The organism is Balneolaceae bacterium (assembly GCA_034521495.1).
Classification (GTDB): domain Bacteria; phylum Bacteroidota; class Rhodothermia; order Balneolales; family Balneolaceae; genus Rhodohalobacter.
Map to the genome: position 1 here is coordinate 100,365 of JAXHMK010000018.1, position 17,148 is coordinate 117,512.

At 43.4% G+C, this 17,148-nt stretch carries 14 protein-coding genes; 9 read left to right on the forward strand and 5 right to left on the reverse strand.

Features of this window, described 5'->3' with window-relative positions; translation table 11 throughout:
* Positions 1–116: 116 nt before the first annotated feature.
* A complete protein-coding gene (locus U5K72_16840) occupies positions 117–2,150 on the reverse strand; it encodes a M1 family metallopeptidase (protein MDZ7720484.1) in 2,034 nt (677 codons plus the stop codon).
* A gap of 604 nt (positions 2,151–2,754) precedes the next feature.
* Here U5K72_16840 and U5K72_16845 point away from each other — a divergent pair.
* The 6 genes from U5K72_16845 (at position 2,755) to U5K72_16870 (ending at position 9,253) form a co-directional block, all read left to right on the forward strand.
* Positions 2,755–3,123, forward strand: coding sequence for a DUF805 domain-containing protein (locus tag U5K72_16845; protein ID MDZ7720485.1), 369 nt, complete (start codon positions 2,755–2,757; stop codon positions 3,121–3,123).
* A 39-nt stretch (positions 3,124–3,162) separates the two neighbouring features.
* On the forward strand, positions 3,163–3,543 hold the full coding sequence (locus U5K72_16850) for a hypothetical protein (GenBank protein ID MDZ7720486.1): 381 nt from the start codon (positions 3,163–3,165) through the stop codon (positions 3,541–3,543).
* Between the two features lie 265 nt (positions 3,544–3,808).
* The gene (locus tag U5K72_16855; GenBank protein MDZ7720487.1) at positions 3,809–5,179 is read left to right on the forward strand and encodes a sugar porter family MFS transporter; all 1,371 of its coding nucleotides are present in this window, start codon (positions 3,809–3,811) and stop codon (positions 5,177–5,179) included.
* 775 nt (positions 5,180–5,954) lie between these two features.
* Positions 5,955–7,274, forward strand: coding sequence for a hypothetical protein (locus tag U5K72_16860; protein ID MDZ7720488.1), 1,320 nt, complete (start codon positions 5,955–5,957; stop codon positions 7,272–7,274).
* 117 nt (positions 7,275–7,391) lie between these two features.
* The gene (locus tag U5K72_16865) at positions 7,392–8,684 is read left to right on the forward strand and encodes an aminotransferase class V-fold PLP-dependent enzyme (GenBank protein MDZ7720489.1); all 1,293 of its coding nucleotides are present in this window, start codon (positions 7,392–7,394) and stop codon (positions 8,682–8,684) included.
* Positions 8,685–8,860: 176 nt separating this feature from the next.
* Entirely contained in the window at positions 8,861–9,253 is a 393-nt protein-coding gene (locus U5K72_16870) for a RidA family protein (GenBank protein MDZ7720490.1), read from the forward strand.
* Between the two features lie 61 nt (positions 9,254–9,314).
* Here the strand turns inward: U5K72_16870 and U5K72_16875 are convergent, their stop codons facing one another.
* The 3 genes from U5K72_16875 to U5K72_16885 form a co-directional block, all read right to left on the reverse strand.
* The gene (locus U5K72_16875) at positions 9,315–9,872 is read right to left on the reverse strand and encodes a carboxymuconolactone decarboxylase family protein (protein ID MDZ7720491.1); all 558 of its coding nucleotides are present in this window, start codon (positions 9,870–9,872) and stop codon (positions 9,315–9,317) included.
* Between the two features lie 241 nt (positions 9,873–10,113).
* Complete coding sequence (locus tag U5K72_16880; protein ID MDZ7720492.1) at positions 10,114–10,548, reverse strand: hypothetical protein; 435 nt, start codon at positions 10,546–10,548, stop codon at positions 10,114–10,116.
* Positions 10,549–10,654: 106 nt separating this feature from the next.
* Positions 10,655–11,491, reverse strand: a complete 837-nt coding sequence (locus tag U5K72_16885; protein MDZ7720493.1) for a helix-turn-helix domain-containing protein — start codon at positions 11,489–11,491, stop codon at positions 10,655–10,657.
* Between the two features lie 197 nt (positions 11,492–11,688).
* Between U5K72_16885 and U5K72_16890 the strand changes: the two genes are divergently transcribed.
* Entirely contained in the window at positions 11,689–12,018 is a 330-nt protein-coding gene (locus U5K72_16890; protein MDZ7720494.1) for a TraR/DksA C4-type zinc finger protein, read from the forward strand.
* A gap of 311 nt (positions 12,019–12,329) precedes the next feature.
* Here U5K72_16890 and U5K72_16895 read toward each other — a convergent pair whose 3' ends face one another.
* Positions 12,330–14,384 carry a 3'-5' exonuclease gene (locus U5K72_16895; protein ID MDZ7720495.1) on the reverse strand — a complete coding sequence of 685 codons (2,055 nt, stop codon included), beginning with the start codon at positions 14,382–14,384 and terminating at the stop codon, positions 12,330–12,332.
* 647 nt (positions 14,385–15,031) lie between these two features.
* On the opposite strand from U5K72_16895, the gene U5K72_16900 reads away from it, so the two are divergent.
* A complete protein-coding gene (locus U5K72_16900) occupies positions 15,032–16,342 on the forward strand; it encodes an aspartate aminotransferase family protein (protein ID MDZ7720496.1) in 1,311 nt (436 codons plus the stop codon).
* A 33-nt stretch (positions 16,343–16,375) separates the two neighbouring features.
* A complete protein-coding gene (locus U5K72_16905; protein MDZ7720497.1) occupies positions 16,376–17,077 on the forward strand; it encodes a carbon-nitrogen hydrolase family protein in 702 nt (233 codons plus the stop codon).
* Positions 17,078–17,148 lie beyond the last annotated feature (71 nt).

Below are 17,148 nucleotides of genomic sequence, written 5' to 3' on the forward strand. Positions count from 1 at the left end.
ATTCAAAAAATAGCGCGAGTGTCTCGCTCGTGCTCTGAAAAAATGGCCACAAGCGAGTCAACTACGCTAAAAGCTTCGTCGACCGAGGACGCTTGCGCCATACCCCAATTTCCAATTTACCCATCTTCGGCTGACCACTGGTTATTGGATCGATCTACATCCGGGAATTTAAAATCCGGATCAACTGTCACGTTAACAACGGGGATTTCAGATGAAAGTTGGATCTGTTTTGTTCTGTAACCATTTAACCAGTGTTCTACGTCTACTTTTTCTGTTTGAGTTGTGTTGTCTTCAAACTCAACTTGAACGGTTACGGGCATTGGCACATTACCGTGGTCTTCAATATTTATCAGGATTTCACTGTCGTTTTGAGAAACATTTGTAACGCCATGATCGAGCACCCAGGTTTCGTAATACCAGGATCGCCAGAACCATGAGAGATCCCGACCGCTTACATCTTCGTATGTTCTGAACATATCCCACGGGTAGGGGTGCTTAAAAGCCCAACGGTCGATAAATTCCCGGTGGGCTTCCATAAAGAGTTCATCACCAAGAAGTCCTTTCAGAGCATAAAGAATGGATGCCGGTTTATCGTAGGAGGCTACACTATAGCTGTTGGCATAGTAATGATAATCAGACCACCGCATGAGCTCTCCCTCAAGTTCAGTTCCTGCAATCTGCATGTAACTGGCAAATACATCCAGTTGATCAAACCGGTCGGGACTATAATAGTCGGCAGAAGCGAGGTTATCATGAAATTGAGTAAACCCTTCATCCATCCATGTGTATCGTCTCTCATTTGTACTTAGTATCATTGGAATCCACATGTGGGCCAGTTCGTGTGCGGTTACTCCATACAACCGAACGGTTCCGGCGCTATTGTAATCGCCAATCAGGGTCATCATAGGGTGCTCCATTCCGCCGCCGATAATACCGGAACCTTCAACCGATGTCATATGCGGCCAGGGATAGGCTTTACCCGTGTACTCCGCTAAAAAATCAATAGAGTGTTGTGCGTATTCGGTTTGATCGGTCCAGAATTTGGCCGGTTCGCGATAAAATGTGTTAATTCGTGTATAGTCCATCTCACCGTCGCCGTCAACATCTCCGGCTTCGGTTCGGGCACTTTCCCATTTTGACTCTAATGTGGCACTGAATGCTACATCCCTCACATTATAGGCCTGGAATCTCCAGGTAAGTTTTCCATCTTCGCTGTCAATTGTAGCTTCGTCCAGTTCCTCAAAATCGGCAATCGTTATCACTTCGTCACTCTCACCCGCCTGCCGGTATCTGTCGAGCATTTTCTCTGAGAGCGTGCTCCCGGGATTCATAAACTCCCCGGTTGACATCACCAGCCAGTCTTCTGGTGCGGTGATAGTTACATCATAATCGGCAAACCCGTGATAGAACTCGGCCTTTCCTAAAAATGGATCATTAAACCAGCCGATTACATCATCATAAACAGCAATTTTTGGATACCAATAAGCTATATAATACAGGTTGTTGTTGCTGCGCCCCATGCGTCCTGAGCCATCCCCTGCAGCTCCGTGTTCGGGAATTTCGAAAGACCATTCAAAACCAAATTCCATTGATTCGCCGGATTGCAACTCCTCTTCAGGGTAGATGTAAAGTGTGGTGCCATCCAAAATGTAGCCCCCCTCTTCCTGGGTCCACCGTCTGTATATATTTGTTTCCTCAATTTCAGAGCCCTCAACAGTGATTCGGGTCAGATCTACTCCGCCTGTAATCTCTACATATTCGTTCTTTGGAAGACCCGCCTTGTGCAGGTTTTGTGCAATTTCAACCACAATTACCCGATGTGATTGGGGGGAGTTATTTTCAAACGTAACTTGCGAATTCCCATGAAGCATATTTGTTTCGGGATCGATCTCGGCATGGAGGGTATAGTAACTGTAATTTTGCCAGTAATTTTCGCCGGGTTCGCCTGTTTCGGTTCGGGTACCATTATTTACAGCCATTTGATACGATGCCGGAGGGTGTACCGGGTAGGGAAGAGGACGCTCAAGTTGGTTAACAAGTGTCTCCAGATCCCGGGATGGTTCCTGAACCTGATCGCTGGTAGAGCATGAAGAAAAAATAAAAATTGTGAGAAAGAGGAGGTAAGTAACTGGTTTGGAAAAAAATTTCATTTCAAATATTCTGCTTGGATGAACTTTAGATGCAATATCGGGTTTAAAAGGATTGATTTAAAAAAAACGGATACTTTTATTGGGGTTAAATTTAACCTCTGCTATTGATATCTCATAGAAAAAAAGATTCATTCTAAAAAGATTATCAATAATGAGGGCTTTGAAATACCGGATATATTTCGACTTCGCTCCGCTGCGCTCAATAGGACGTCAGTTTGAGCGCAATGAGGAGGTACGACGAATGAAGTCGAAAACAAATGATTGCTTCTGCAAAGCCCTCAATAATGCCGGTTCCATGGATAAATTTAATCTTCATGAATCATAAAAAGTTTTAAATACGCATTGATAAAAGTAATAGTATTCATTGCAGACTCATTGATTTAAAGATGTCATCATCTAAACCAGTTGAGACGAAATTGCCTCATTAACACTGAAAGGAGGTATAACGTTTAGTTTTCAAAGTATTTTCCTGAACAGTTAGTACGCTTTTCAGCTTCTTTCGTTAAATTAGAAGATATAATGAGTTGATATTTTAACATGAATTAACCATTATCGGTTTAAGTAAATTAATAACTAATCAACAAAACATTATAACAGGGACAGTATGGACATTGAAGAGATTAAAAAATGGTATATAGAAGCACTGAGTAAGTATGTGGAATTTTCCGGCCGAGCCCGGAGACAGGAGTTTTGGACCTTTACATTGGTTAACTTTGTAATTTCTGTTATTCTTGCAGTTCTGGATAGTATGATTGGAATGGGGTTCGGGTTCATCGGTACACTGTTTAGTCTTGCCATTATTCTTCCAAGTATTGCAGTTGGGGTTCGCAGACTCCATGATATTGGAAAAGAGGGATGGTGGCTTTTGATTGGATTGATTCCCATTATTGGTTTAATCGTGCTGATCTACTTCTACGTTCAGGATAGTGAACCCGGCGCGAATGTATATGGGCCAAACCCGAAAGGAATTTAATCCGCAGCAGATCATTATTAATCACATATAAAAACTGACATGGAAGAAAAAAATAAACCCGATGAATTTCCTGAAGAAAAACAAAGTACTACTTCAGGCGAAGCTGATGTAAGCCAGGTAAGGCTGTTTGGAATTATAGGATATATTTTCCCAATTCTGTTTTTCCTGCCGTTAGTAACGGAGGCAAAAGACAACACTTTTGCCAAATATCATGCGAACCAACAACTGCTGCTATTACTTTTCCTGATTATTGGAAATACGGCTGCAAGTATATTAACTGTTATTCTGATCGGATTGCTCATTTATCCGATTGTGTGGATCTACGGCCTTGTTTGTATGGTGTTGGGAATACTAAATGTTGTAAATGACCGGGAAAAACCGCTTCCCATTATTGGAACCATTACCACACTCATTAAATAACTCAACAGGGATGATATTGGAAAAGCCTTTTCATAATTATGGAAGGGCTTTTTTTATGATCTCGATTGTTTATACTATGCTTTTTATGGAATGAATAATTTTACAGAGTCATAGGATGAGTACACAGACTGTTTGTAATAATCCAGCAAATTTACTGGTCTGATGATTGTAAGACAAAAGGGTTGTACACCCCTCCCGCCTAAAGGCGGACTCCCCTGAAGGGGAGATCCCTATGAAAAATAATTGCTAACGAACGATATAAAATATGATCAAAACAAAATCTATTGCATTGTCTGCCATTGCAGCCTCGCTGGCTGGGTTTCTTTTTGGATTTGATACCATCGTCATTTCCGGTGCCGATCAGCCGATCCAGGAACTCTGGCAAATGAGTGATCTTTTTCACGGGACGTTCATTATGTCGATGGCGCTTTGGGGCACCGTAATCGGAGCTATCTTTGGAGGCATTCCTTGTGATAAATACGGAAGACGAAAAACACTTTTTTGGATAGGGGTTCTATATTTATTGTCGGCGTTGGGTTCCGGTTTAGCACCTGACCCGTACATTTTTTCCATCTCCCGTTTTATTGGCGGATTAGGTGTGGGGGCCTCATCTGTAGCAGCACCGATCTACATTTCAGAGATAACCCCTGCAAATAATCGCGGCAAGCTTGTAGCTTTATACCAGTTCAACATTGTATTCGGAATATTGATTGCCTACCTGTCTAACTACTGGATTGGAACGAGCCTGGGTGAAAACGCCTGGCGCTGGATGTTGGGAGTTGAAGCGATTCCGGCTGCAATCTATGCACTTTTTGTGATTGGTATTCCTGAGAGTCCCCGCTGGTTAGCTATCAAACAAAATGATGAATCGACCGCCAAAAAGATATTGAAGCAGCTTAATCCTAAAGCGAATATCGAGAAGATGATGACGGAGATTAAGAGTTCCGTTTCGAGTGATCCGGAAGCATCAAAATTCTTTTCCGGGCGGTTCAACTTTCCCATTATGCTGGCGTTTTTGTTCGCTTTTTTCAACCAATTATCAGGGGTGAATTTTATTCTCTACTACGCTCCGCGGATTTTTGAACAAGCCGGAGTTGCTGCCAGTGATGTTTTGGGAGCCTCTGTACCGATCGGAGTTGTGAACCTGATTTTTACTCTTATTGGAATGTACCTGATCGACAGAGCCGGGCGAAAATTGCTGATGTACATCGGCTCTTTTGGATATATCGGCTCGTTATTGGGTGTTGCGTGGGCATTTTATACCGGTGCAGAAGGCGTGATTGTGGTTGCATTTCTGTGTGCTTTTATCGCATCTCATGCCATTGGACAGGGAGCCGTGATTTGGGTATTCATTTCTGAGATTTTCCCCAATGCCGTACGGGATTACGGGATGTCTCTGGGATCAAGTACACACTGGATTTTTGCCGCAATTATTGCACTGATCACCCCGACAGTTCTGAGTACATTTTCGGGAGCCCAGATCTTTTCCTTCTTTGCATTCATGATGTTCCTGCAACTTCTCTTCGTTTGGAAACTGATGCCGGAAACCAAGAATATCACTCTCGAAGAGATGGAAGTGAAACTGGGAATCAGCCGCGAGGTGCTGGAAGAGGTTGTGGATAAGGATAAACTTTGATGTGTGATAAAAAGATTAGTAGAAAAGGGATGAGTTAACACACTGTTACGTTACCCATCTGACGGAAAAAACAACCGTCTGATGGGATTTATAAAGCTTTTGATGGCGCGAGCGTCTCGCTCGTGCCCGCAAATAAAGTTTATCTCCCTGCCTGGCGCAAGTGTTAAATCCGGTATTTCAAATTTTAAATTGGAATAAAGTTAGATCATCTCTTGCTACAAAAATTTCTCTACAATCAGTAAGACAAGGATGTCACTTGTGCCATTCTTTTTGCAAAGGGTAAGGGACATAAGCGACGCTTTCGCTTAACATTTACGCCAGTCGAGGGCACGCGCATACACCCAAACGCATCTTACCAAGCGTTCCAAAAAGGAACGCATTCGATTCATCTGAGTTTGTTCGATTTTTGCCCACCAGACCTTCCTGACGGAAGGCAGGCTCTGCTGTTTCCGGAATTAAATTACGAAGAGGAACACAGAGTTTGACGTTTTCTTAGAAACACTATTTAAAATCAGTGCAAGATTACCCTTTTATGAACTGATTGATGTTCCCTTATCGTATATAATAGTGAATTCACCGACAGTTGAATCAAATTTTTTCTGTTAATAAAACTAAATTAAGAAACACATTTGTGTTCAGAAGTCGCTTCAAACAAATGATTTAATCCTTAATCCATATAATTCAATTTCCAAATCCTATGCGCACCCTTCAATCGCTATTCTTCGTCTTTTTTCTTGCTGCAGTTACCGTTTCAGCCCAACCGGTGGAGCCCCCAATGATTTATCAATTCCCATACCTTTGTCCGAATTGCAATGAGGAGATGGAGATAACGATTCGGGTATCTGCCGACGGTACATCTATCATAGAAAGACAAACAATTTCAACAACTCCCATCGTTGATCCGGAGTTTGATGACAGCGATTATCTTCCGGGTAATCTGATCTCCGGTCCGATGACCAACGCCCGTACGGGTAAGATTCAGCACTGGGAAATGGAGATAGGAACAAAATTTATAGAGGTTTGGGAGGATATTTTGCCTGAAATGGGAGAGCGATATGTTGATGAAGATTTAACGAAAGCGGTAGATGAACCAGGAGAATCGAGCTGGAGTGTAGATAATTTGACGGTACATGTTGAAGATACGGGTCAGCAGGAGACGATACAGGGATTCCCGGCCACTATTTATGAGGTAGAGGTACGTTTTGAAAAGACGGATTTTAATCCTGATGGAGAGGAGACGTCACGGGATGAAATGAACTACCAGTTTCAACTTTGGCTGTCTGAGGAGATGCCCTTCACTCCACTTCCATTTCACTACGCACCATTTAAAGAGAAACGAATACCACCCTATAATCTCTCCCCGATTAATGATCTTGTGATCTCAACAATGCTCGACAAGATAAAGGACAAAGGCGGATTGGTAAAAAGTAAGCTTATAGTTGAGGATGAGGAGTGGACGGTTGGATTGAAAAATGTACGGGCAACACCTCCAGTGCCCATGCATAAGTTTGAAGATCTGCCGGTTGTTTCTGCATCGCAGGTTGATAACTTTGCAGGTCCGCTTTTTATCGTTTCAATGCTTCGGGATGGAGAACTGAGTGAGATGGGCAGCGGTACTATTCAATTTGATGACCGGGAAATATCAGCCAGAAGCGCATGGAAAGTGAATGATGAGGGAGACCTTGTAATTGTTGTAACGGCGGAGGATGAAAACACAACTTTTTTTCTCGTCAGGCCCTTGAAAGGGTTACCCGGTGTAGCAACATTTGATGTAAAAAACCGGCCTGAAAGATCTGTTCTACGGTCGATGAGTGAAGAAGAATTAGCAGAACATTCGAACTCGTTTCAAATGTATGGTCTGGTTTCCGGGGAACCATTTCCAACAGTAATAACCGGTTTTCAGTCGGGAAGTGTAACCATTGAAAATGCAGGTAATGATATTATAAAAGGCCGAACAAGCGGAGAGGTTTTAGCGCTTCCGACGGATCAGATTTCTGAAATCGAAGCTACCCCTTTTGAAATCACATTCACGTCAGAATCAGGGCTGGAGAAATTTCAGTTCAGAAGTCCCGAGGCGAGGGTTGCAGGGAGGTAATTCAATCAAGGAACAAGTTGGGATTTAAAAAAAGCATAAAGCATCAACTAATTTAAAAATCTTTCACATCTGCCCATCATTTTGTTATTTGAGAGAAATCAAAATAATTGGGTGTGTATGATCAACAGAAAAGAATTTTTAAAACGAATGGGCGGCACGGCAGCGGCATTAACAGCCGTCCCGTTTCTGAATCCGGAAAAGACAGCAACAGTTGCAAACGATTTAAAGCAGTTTTCGGGCAACCCTGAGGAGATCGCCCGAAATGAGGATTTTTGGCGCACGGTTCAACATGCGTTTACGGTTGACCGGAGTCTGATCAACCTGAATAACGGGGGCGTGAGTCCGGCTCCTGAAATGGTGCAGGCAGCCATGAAACGTCACCTGGATTACATGAACGAGGCTCCGGTTTATACCATGTGGAAGGTGTTGGAACCGCAGAAAGAGGCGGTCAGGCAGCGCCTCGCCGGTAATTTTGGAGTAGATCCAGAAGAGATCGCGATCACCAGAAATGCTTCCGAGGGATTACAAATCTGTCAGTTTGGGTTTGATCTGAAGGAAGGCGATGAAGTGTTGACCACCACGCACGACTACCCGCGAATGATCAATACCTTTAAACAACGAGAGCGGCGGGAGGGGATCAAACTGAAACAGTTTTCACTGCCGATTCCAGCCGAAGATGACGACGAGATTGTCCAATTGTTTGAGGAGAATATCACACCAAAAACAAAACTGATACTGATGTGCCACATCATCAATATTACAGGACAGATTCTGCCTGTAAAAAAAGTGGTAAACATGGCTCGCGAAAAGGGAATTCCGGTCATTGTGGATGGAGCTCATTCCTACGCCCACTGGGATTTTGACCACTCCGATCTGGACTGCGATTACTATGCAACAAGCCTGCACAAGTGGCTCTTTGCACCTATCGGATCGGGAATGCTCTATGTGAAGAAAGATAAAATCAAAGATCTGTGGCCTCTGATGGCGGCCCCCGAGCAGAAAGAGGACGACATCCGTAAGTTCGAAGAGATCGGTACCCATCCCATTGCCAATTTTCTCGCCATTGCCGAGGCGTTGACTTTTCATCAAACCATCGGCCCGGAACGAAAAGGTGCCCGCATGAAATACCTGACCGATGTGTGGGTGGACCGGCTCATCGATCATGAAAATTTTATCCTTCACACCAGCCGCGATCCGAACTATGCCTGCGGCATTGCTACAGCACAGATCAGAGGAGTGGATAGCAGAGATCTGTCGAATTATTTGTGGGATGAGCATCATATACTGGTTACACCGATTATGCATCCAGAGTTTGAAGGGATTCGGGTCACACCCAGCGTGTATACAACCATGGAAGAGCTGGACCGGTTTAGTGCTGCCATGCAAAACGTACTGGAAAATGGAATATAGGAAACCGCGGAGAGGCAGCAGAAGTATCAGCAAAGTTTCAAATAGTCTCAAAAAAGCATCTGCGTTCTCACAAGCGATTCTGCAGCTGGCTTTATGACAATAACATCTTAAAATGTCATACAAAACAAGACTTCTTAATCTGCATCAGTTCTTACTTTTCGCCTATACTCTCATGCGTGAAAGAACCACCTGACCGAACCATCATTCAAACAAAAAACGCACCGGCTGCTATTGGCCCCTACAGCCAGGCAATTCTGGTTGGGAATACGCTTTATGCGGCTGGGCAAATTGGACTTGTACCGGAATCCGGAGAATTGGTGGGTGAGGACCTTGAATCGCAGACCCGGCAGGCACTCCACAATCTGCAAGCTGTTTTGGAAGAAGCCGGTTTTACAATGAATGATGTTGTTTCCGTTGATGTGTATCTCAGTGATCTTAATGATTATTCAGCTTTCAACGAAATCTATGCCGAATACTTTTTAGAAGGCCGTCCGGCAAGAGGCGTGGTGGAGGTGTCAAGAATACCAAGAGATGCGAAAGTAGAGATTAAGCTTGTTGCTGTAAGATAAATAGAAAAGCCCGATTCGATCTGAACCGGGCTTAGGAAGTTACAGTTGTGAAGATCGTTATCTACACAGCAGAAAACTCAATTTTCTCAGCCTCAAAAGCTTCATCGAGCGGTGTATCTGCGATGTGATTGGTGTAGTTGCTAATCGTTTTAAGTGCAGCAATCAGGTTTATCTCCAACACATTTTGCTTTGTATATCCGGCGTCAATGAATGCCTCTATCTCGGAATCATCCACGAAACCGCGTTTATTTATAACGGCTCTAACGAAGGTTACCAGTGCGTTATACTTTTCATGGGGGACAGATTCACCATTTCGTACCGCATCAACAATCTCACGATCTACATTTAACTGATTTTTCAAAATGGTTGAGTGAATGGCTGAGCAGTAGTGGCATTCATTTTCAATGCTGACGGTCAAAATGGCCAACTGCTGTTCTTCTGCACTGAAACTGGTTTTTCCAACAATCTCGTTGAGTTTGAGGTATCCTTCCAACACGGCAGGAGCCTCTGCAAATTCGCCAAGTAAGTTGGGAACAAACCCAAAGTTCTCTTTGGCTGCATTTAGTAAAGGTTTCGATTCTTCAGGTGCGTTTTCTGTAGTATAGATTGTAAAGTTCATAATGGTTTATTTGGTTTTATTTGAGGATTAAAAATGCTTTGTTTTAGTTGTCGCGATTTCGAGATAGTCATTTGTTGAGGATTGTCCCCCTTTGAAGGGGGCAATGGGGGATGATTTCATAAGACATGATTTTGATTTTCAAATGTGATTTCAAATAAGGTTCGTTTGGTCATCCCCCTGAATCAACTTTGTTGATTCTTTCCCCCCTTCAAAGGGGGAATTTCCTTATCACGAATTTGAGTTAGTCAGAAATTGTTTTTTCAGGCCCTTTCAAATCCTGATTAACCAGGAAAATGAGTGGAATTGCAAATGCAAAGTGACGCAGCAGTGTCACCACAGGTGTCATGGCGGATTGATTCAACCCTGCAACTCCGGCGCCAAGTAACGGCAGCATAAAGAGCCATACCAGGGCGATCGTTTCAGCCGTCACAAAGATGAACGGGCGTACCCAATGCGGACCCCACAGATGCGGTGCGATGGCACTATAGAGAATAGCAAGCAGTACCCCGTTTCCGTAGTGACCAAAGATTCCATAGACAAATCCAAGTCCTGTTTTTTGTCCGAGCAGCCCGGGAATATCCCACCACTGTCCTGTAAAGATGAGTCCTACAATATCAAACAAAATGGTACCTAAAACTCCGGCAATAATTGCCTTCGTCCAGTTTAGTTTTTTCATAGCGTTTTATGATTTAGTTCTGTTTTCAATTCGCTATGATGATACATGAATACTGCGGGCATGCGAATGACCGGTTTTCCCGTATACTTACCAATTCTTCCCTTATTTACTGTTTTGCACTTTTTTTACGATAAGCTGAGGGGGACATTCCTGTTTCTTTCTTGAAAAAACGACTAAAATGGGCCGGTTCCTCGAACCCCAGTTCAAAGGCGACCTCCTTCGCAAACTTATGAGTGTTTAAAAGGTTCTTCTTGGCTTCCATCACCAGGCGATAATGGATCATCTCCAGAGGGGTTTTTTGGCCGGCTGCTGCAAATACATTTGATAATGTTTTTGGTGATTTATGCAGCATATCGGCATAGTTTTTTACCTGGTGGTGCTCTTTAAAATGTTGTTCAACCAGGATGTTGAACTGTCGTATCAGCTCAGTATTTTTTTTACCTAAATTTTCAGGAAAGAACTGTTTACGGGCCAGCCGGGTACTTTTAATGATGAGCCGTTTTAAAAGCATTCTCAGCATTTCGCCCTGGATATTATCACGGGTGTTCAGTTCATCTTTAAAGACCTGGAACAGAGTTTCAAATTTAGGTTTCTCCCCTTCATTTAGCTGAACTACCGGCCGTTCAGAAGATCCCCAAAAGAGTAAGCCTTCGCATGATACTTCATCATCATTTTCGTGAATACAGTAAAATTCACGGTTAAACAGCAGTATAAAGTACTCGCCGTCAAAGGTTGAATAGTCGGGGTTTTGAAGCGGGGTGAGGCAGATCAACTGATCTTTTTTAAGGGAGATACGTTGTCCGTCAGCTTCAAATGGAAAGTCTGGCCCCCGATTCCAGATCACTTTAAAAAAATCGCTTTTATTATATGGGTGAAGATCTGCCTCCTGATCAGCCAGCAGAATCTGTCCTCCAAGTTCTGGATTCCGGTATGTGTAAATCATCGAATGAGACTTTCATTGTTTTATAAAGAGTCTTATAGATGATTCAGAGGGGAGATTTCTTACTGTAGTTAAATTATATTCTTCGTTAGGGTGAATCAATTATCGGGAATCAATACAAAAAGCATTTAAAAATTTAGATATCAATACTATCGTTATATCTTAACGGATCAGTTAATTAATGTAGAGTAACAAAACTTATGGATTCTTCAGAACAAGAAGAGATGAAGCAGGTGATCCTTGAAAAAATCGAGGACACCGAACAGGAAATTGAGCAGTTGAAGGAGTTAACGAAACCGATTCAACCCGATGCTGCTTACGGACGTCTGTCCCGGATGGACGCCATCAACAATAAAACGATTAATGATGCCGCATTAAGGGAGCAAAAGAGCCGTCTCCAAAAACTGCAGCGGGCTTTGGAAAAATTGGAAAAGGGTAACTACGGAACTTGTGTTAAATGTGGAGACTCTATACCCCTTGGCCGTCTTAAGTTTATGCCCTGGACTACAAAATGTGTGAAATGTGCTTAATGTAATTTCATCTTTAAGAGACTTTGCAAAATTCAAACCCAGTGTCATTCTGAACTTGGTACCTGTTTAGCGATCTGACAGACGAAAAAAGCCATCTCGGCACAGACCTTCGCCCCACCCTTCGCCCCTTCCCGCGGGGGGGTGGGGAGGGCGAAACAATGAATGGCCTGGAACAAGGAGTCTTTCACGCGCTAAACACGTACTGAACTTGATTCAGAATCACCAAGCTTTTTTTATGAGTGGAGATCCTGAATCGAGTTCAGGATGACTCACTCGGTTTTAAAAAGCCTATTAAATGACTCACACTCTTATCATTCAATAAACGAACTTACTGAACCTGTGTGTGTTACCATAAGCTTGTGCATCGCTCGTGTACAAGCGATGTAAAGCATGCTCCGATCTACTTCGGTTTTATAATTTTTATGATCCACATACGGTACAATTACCCGGTCGAATTCGAGTCCTTTTGCCAGGTGGGAGCTTGTAATCAAAACTCCGGATTCCAGGACATTGCTTCCCGGTGAAAGCAGGTGAATGTTTTCTGTGTGTTTCTTCAGATAACGATGCAGTTTTTTAGCCTGTTTTTGTGTTTTACACAGTATTCCCAGAGTATTTTGATCGGAGGCTTCAAATTCCCTGACGTTTTCCAGAATGGCTTTATGTTCATCTCTTGTTTTATCAAAAGCTAAAACCACAGGCTCCTCACCGTATCGCTCAACCGGGTCTACATCAGCCCGGGGAGAGATCTGTTGCGTAAACTTTGTAATCTCATATGTAGAGCGATAGCTCTTGGTCAGTGTTACAGCATCTGATTCAGAAAATATATTTTGAATATCTTCAGAAGAGGTAGAACTGTATGGATTTACATTCTGATTCGCATCTCCCAAAATTGTTTTGTTGCAGGGAAATAAGCGGGAAAGAACAGCGTATTGTACAGCCGTATAATCCTGCATTTCGTCTACAATAAGGTGTTTTACTTTGCCAAATGAATCAACTCCCTCAAGTTGTATTTTTAGATACATGAGGGGAAACAGATCGGAATATTCAAACGTAGATCGTTTGGCGTATTGGAACATCTCAGGGTTTTCCAGCCAGTCATAAAAACCTTTATAGAGGACCCGCAGATTATCGCTGCCCATCATCGCTTTTACCTGTTTGCGAATCTCTTTTTTCTCTTCCTTTTTCAGCGTGTATTTAAATTCGCGCTTTGCTTTATTGATCACATCTGTTGCAATGGCGGTTTGTCTTCGCATTAGCGGCAGCTGAGAATTTGCATTATAGCGCTGGCGGAGATACCGGGCAGAGATCGTTTTAAAACGGATCTTAATATCATGAGCCTGGAAACGATTTCGTTTAAGCCATGCTGCATAGTTATTTAGTTTCGAAAGAAAATCTGACGTTGCTTTATATTCAATACGTTTAATAAAGTTGGGATCGTGGTCTTCCAGCAGCTTATTTACCTGGTCGAAAAAACCTTCGAATTTATATTTGTCACCCAGCACACGATTCGCTAACTCCTCCATCTCCATTTCGGGAATAGTATCTTCTCCCAACTCCGGAAGTACGTTCGATATATAGTTTGAAAACACCTTATTGGGAGAGATGATCATAATATCCCGCGATGTGAGCGAATCTTTAAACCGGTACAACAGAAATGCAATTCGGTGCAGTGCAATGGAGGTTTTACCTGAACCGGCAACACCCTGGATAATCAAAACCGGAGAGGTCTCATTCCGAATAATTGCATTTTGATCCCGCTGAATAGTGGCAACAATGTTCTTCATCTTGTCATCGGCGGAACGGCTCAGCTCTTTCTGCAGCACATCATCACGAATGTAGAGATCCGATTCCAGCATCATCTCCATCTCTCCGTCAATGATGCGGAACTGACGCTTCCGTTCAATCTCTCCTTCCCGTGTACCGGTGGGAGCTTCAAATGAGGCCTGTCCCGGTTCAAAATCATAAAACATACTTGAAACGGGTGCGCGCCAGTCGTGGATCAGGTTTTCATTTTCTTCCTCATCAAAAAAAGAGTGAATACCCACATAGATGGGATCGGCGTTTGATTCGTTCACCTCCTTAAAATCAATTCTGCCGAAATAGGGAGTTTTGATCAGTTTTTTGAGCCGCTCTTTGTAAGCCACAGCTGCTTCACCGGATATTGCCTGCATATTCACCGACTGTTTGATAGATGCTTTTTCCGCGGCATCCATTCCGGTTTTATTTTCATAGAGATAGTTTTTCTGCTCCTGAAGTTCTTTATGCTGCCGGTTTACATTTTCATCAACATTGATGTAGGCATCTTCAAGCTTTTCTATGATTTCGTCCAGGTACTTTCTCTCGTCCGCTTCGGTGGGGTTAAACATCTGTAATAGTTTTTCTGAAATTTTACAAACGCTTAAGGTAAGGAGTAATTGCGAGAAGATGTAGGAATTTCAAACAATTTAAACCATTAGAAGAGTAATAACATGCAGTGGGATAGCAGTCAATAATACCGTTTACTTCAGATGACTGCCGCCAAAAAAGTCTTTTTTAAAAGAAAAATTAAGTTATAGTGATGGTTTGAAGAGTTTTTTTCTTACTTTGGTTGTCACCTTTCCCAACGGGGGCTGATTTTATTCTCTGTGTATAGCAAGACGAAAGTAAGCAGGGTGTTAAAATTAAGCTTCACGGCAGTCATCCTTTTAGCCAGATTAATTGTAGTGCTTCCGGCAGACATTCGTGAACTATGGAAAGCATTCGGGTATAACTACATACCCAGAGATAGCGAAGCGAGCCGTTTAATCTTGTTGAATAGGATACAATAAGCTTATAAGGAGAGAGTTTATGAGAGGGTGAAATCTATTGACTCTAAACCGGGACTGTAGCAGGAGAGAACAAGTTACTCTATCTAAATGAGCTTTACGGCTTTTAAATGTTTATAAAGTATTAACATTTATTGCTGCAGAATAAACCCGAATATATTTTCAAATGAAACTTTCATTTGTGTACAGAAATTTTAAAAAAGTGAATTATGATTAAGGAAGTGATTGATAAATTAAAATCAAGCCGTAAATCGGAATCCGAAAGGTTACTTGAACGCCGGCGAGCCGTTGTGGCAAATGGTGTTGGAGTATTTAATACGGCGACAGTTGCATCGGCATACGGGGCTACTATTACTGACGTGGACGGAAAAGAGTGGATCGATTTTGCCGGAGGGATCGGAGTGGTAAATGCAGGCCACTGTCCCGAATCTGTAGTAGAGGCTATCCAGGAACAGGCTGCGAAGTATATTCATACCAGTTTTAATGTGGTTACCTACGAACCGTATCTGGAACTCTGTGAAAAACTGATAGAAATTTTGCCTCATGGTAAAGAGACCAAAGCGATGCTGGTTAGCACCGGAGCGGAGGCGGTGGAAAATGCGATCAAAATAGCACGTCAGGCTACGAAACGTCAGGCGGTTCTTTGTTATACGGGAGCTTTCCATGGGAGAACAATGATGGCCATGACTTTAACCAGTAAAATCGATTATAAACGCAATTGCGGGCCGTTTGCACCTGAAGTGTACCGGCTGCCATTTCCGAATTATTATCGGTATAACCGAAAGGGAGATATGGACGAATTTGTGAACCATGAGCTAAAGCGGCTCCATGAAAGTTCACGAAATGTGGTTGACCCTGATAACCTGGCTGCCATTATCATTGAACCGGTGCAGGGCGAAGGCGGGATTAATCCGGCCCCTGCAAAATATTTGGAAGGCCTGCGGAAGTTCTGCGATGCGCACGGAATTATGCTGATTTTTGACGAAGTACAGAGCGGTTTCGGGCGAACGGGAAACTGGGCCAGCTGGCAGAATTATGGAATTACACCCGATATCTCCACCTATGCCAAATCTTTGGGATCTGGAATGCCAATCGCGGCTGTATTGGGTAAAAAAGAGGTGATGGATGCCGCAGCGCCCGGAACCATTGGCGGAACCTATATCGGGAATCCCGTCTGTTGTGCCGCTGCACTGGCAACTATCGAGTATATGAAGGAGATCGACCTGAATAAGCGGGGAGTGGAAGTAGGTAAAATTATACGAGCACGGCTGGAGAAACTTCAGGACAAGTGCCCTCAGATTGGAGATGTAAGAGGGCTTGGAGCCTTCCTTGCCGTCGAGTTTGTTAAAAACGGAGATCCCCGTCAGCCGGATGGCGAAATTACCGGGAACATTGTAAAAGCATGTGCAGAGCGAGGACTTGTTTTGTTAAGTGCAGGAACGCATAAAAATGTGCTCCGAATATTATCGCCGCTGGTTATTAGTGACGATCAGCTTGAAAAGGGACTGCAACATTCTTGAAGAAGAAACTCTGAAAGCCTGCGGGGTAAAAGCATGAAACCATTTGCAATTGCCGGTGTTCAGATGAATGTATCCGCCACTCATTCCAACGTGGAGATGATGAAGGTAAAACTGGATATTCTCATGAATCTCTACCCGTGGGTGGAGATGGTGGTGTTCAGTGAACTGTGCGCATATGGGCCATTGATTCACAACGCTCAGGAAATAGACGGTCCTTTTGAGCTTGAGATGAAAAAGATGGCTAAAAAGCACGGTATATGGCTGCTTCCTGGATCTATCTTTGAACAGAGGGGTGAGGAAGTATATAACACGGCCTCAGTGTACAATCCCGCTGGCGAAGTTGTGGCCCGTTATAGTAAAATGTTTCCCTTCTATCCCTATGAAGCGGGTGTAACACCGGGCAAGGAATTTTGTGTGTTTGATGTGCCCGAAGTCGGGAAATTTGGGGTTTCCATCTGTTACGATATGTGGTTTCCAGAAACCATTCGAACGCTGGCGGTGATGGGCGCTGAGGTGATTTTACATCCTACTCTCACCGGTACAATCGACAGAGACATCGAGCTCTCTATTGCCAGGGCATCGGCTGCAACCAACCAGTGTTACTTTTTTGATATCAACGGACTCGGGTCCGGTGGAAGCGGCCGTTCTATTATTTGTGGTCCCGATGGCAGGGTTCACTATCAGGCAGAAACCATAGAAGAGCTTATCCCATCGAAATCAACCTTGAGAAAGTAAAACGGAGCCGCGAGCTGGGAATTTTGCGATTGGGTCAGCCCCTGAAAAGCTTTCGTGATCATATCGGAGAT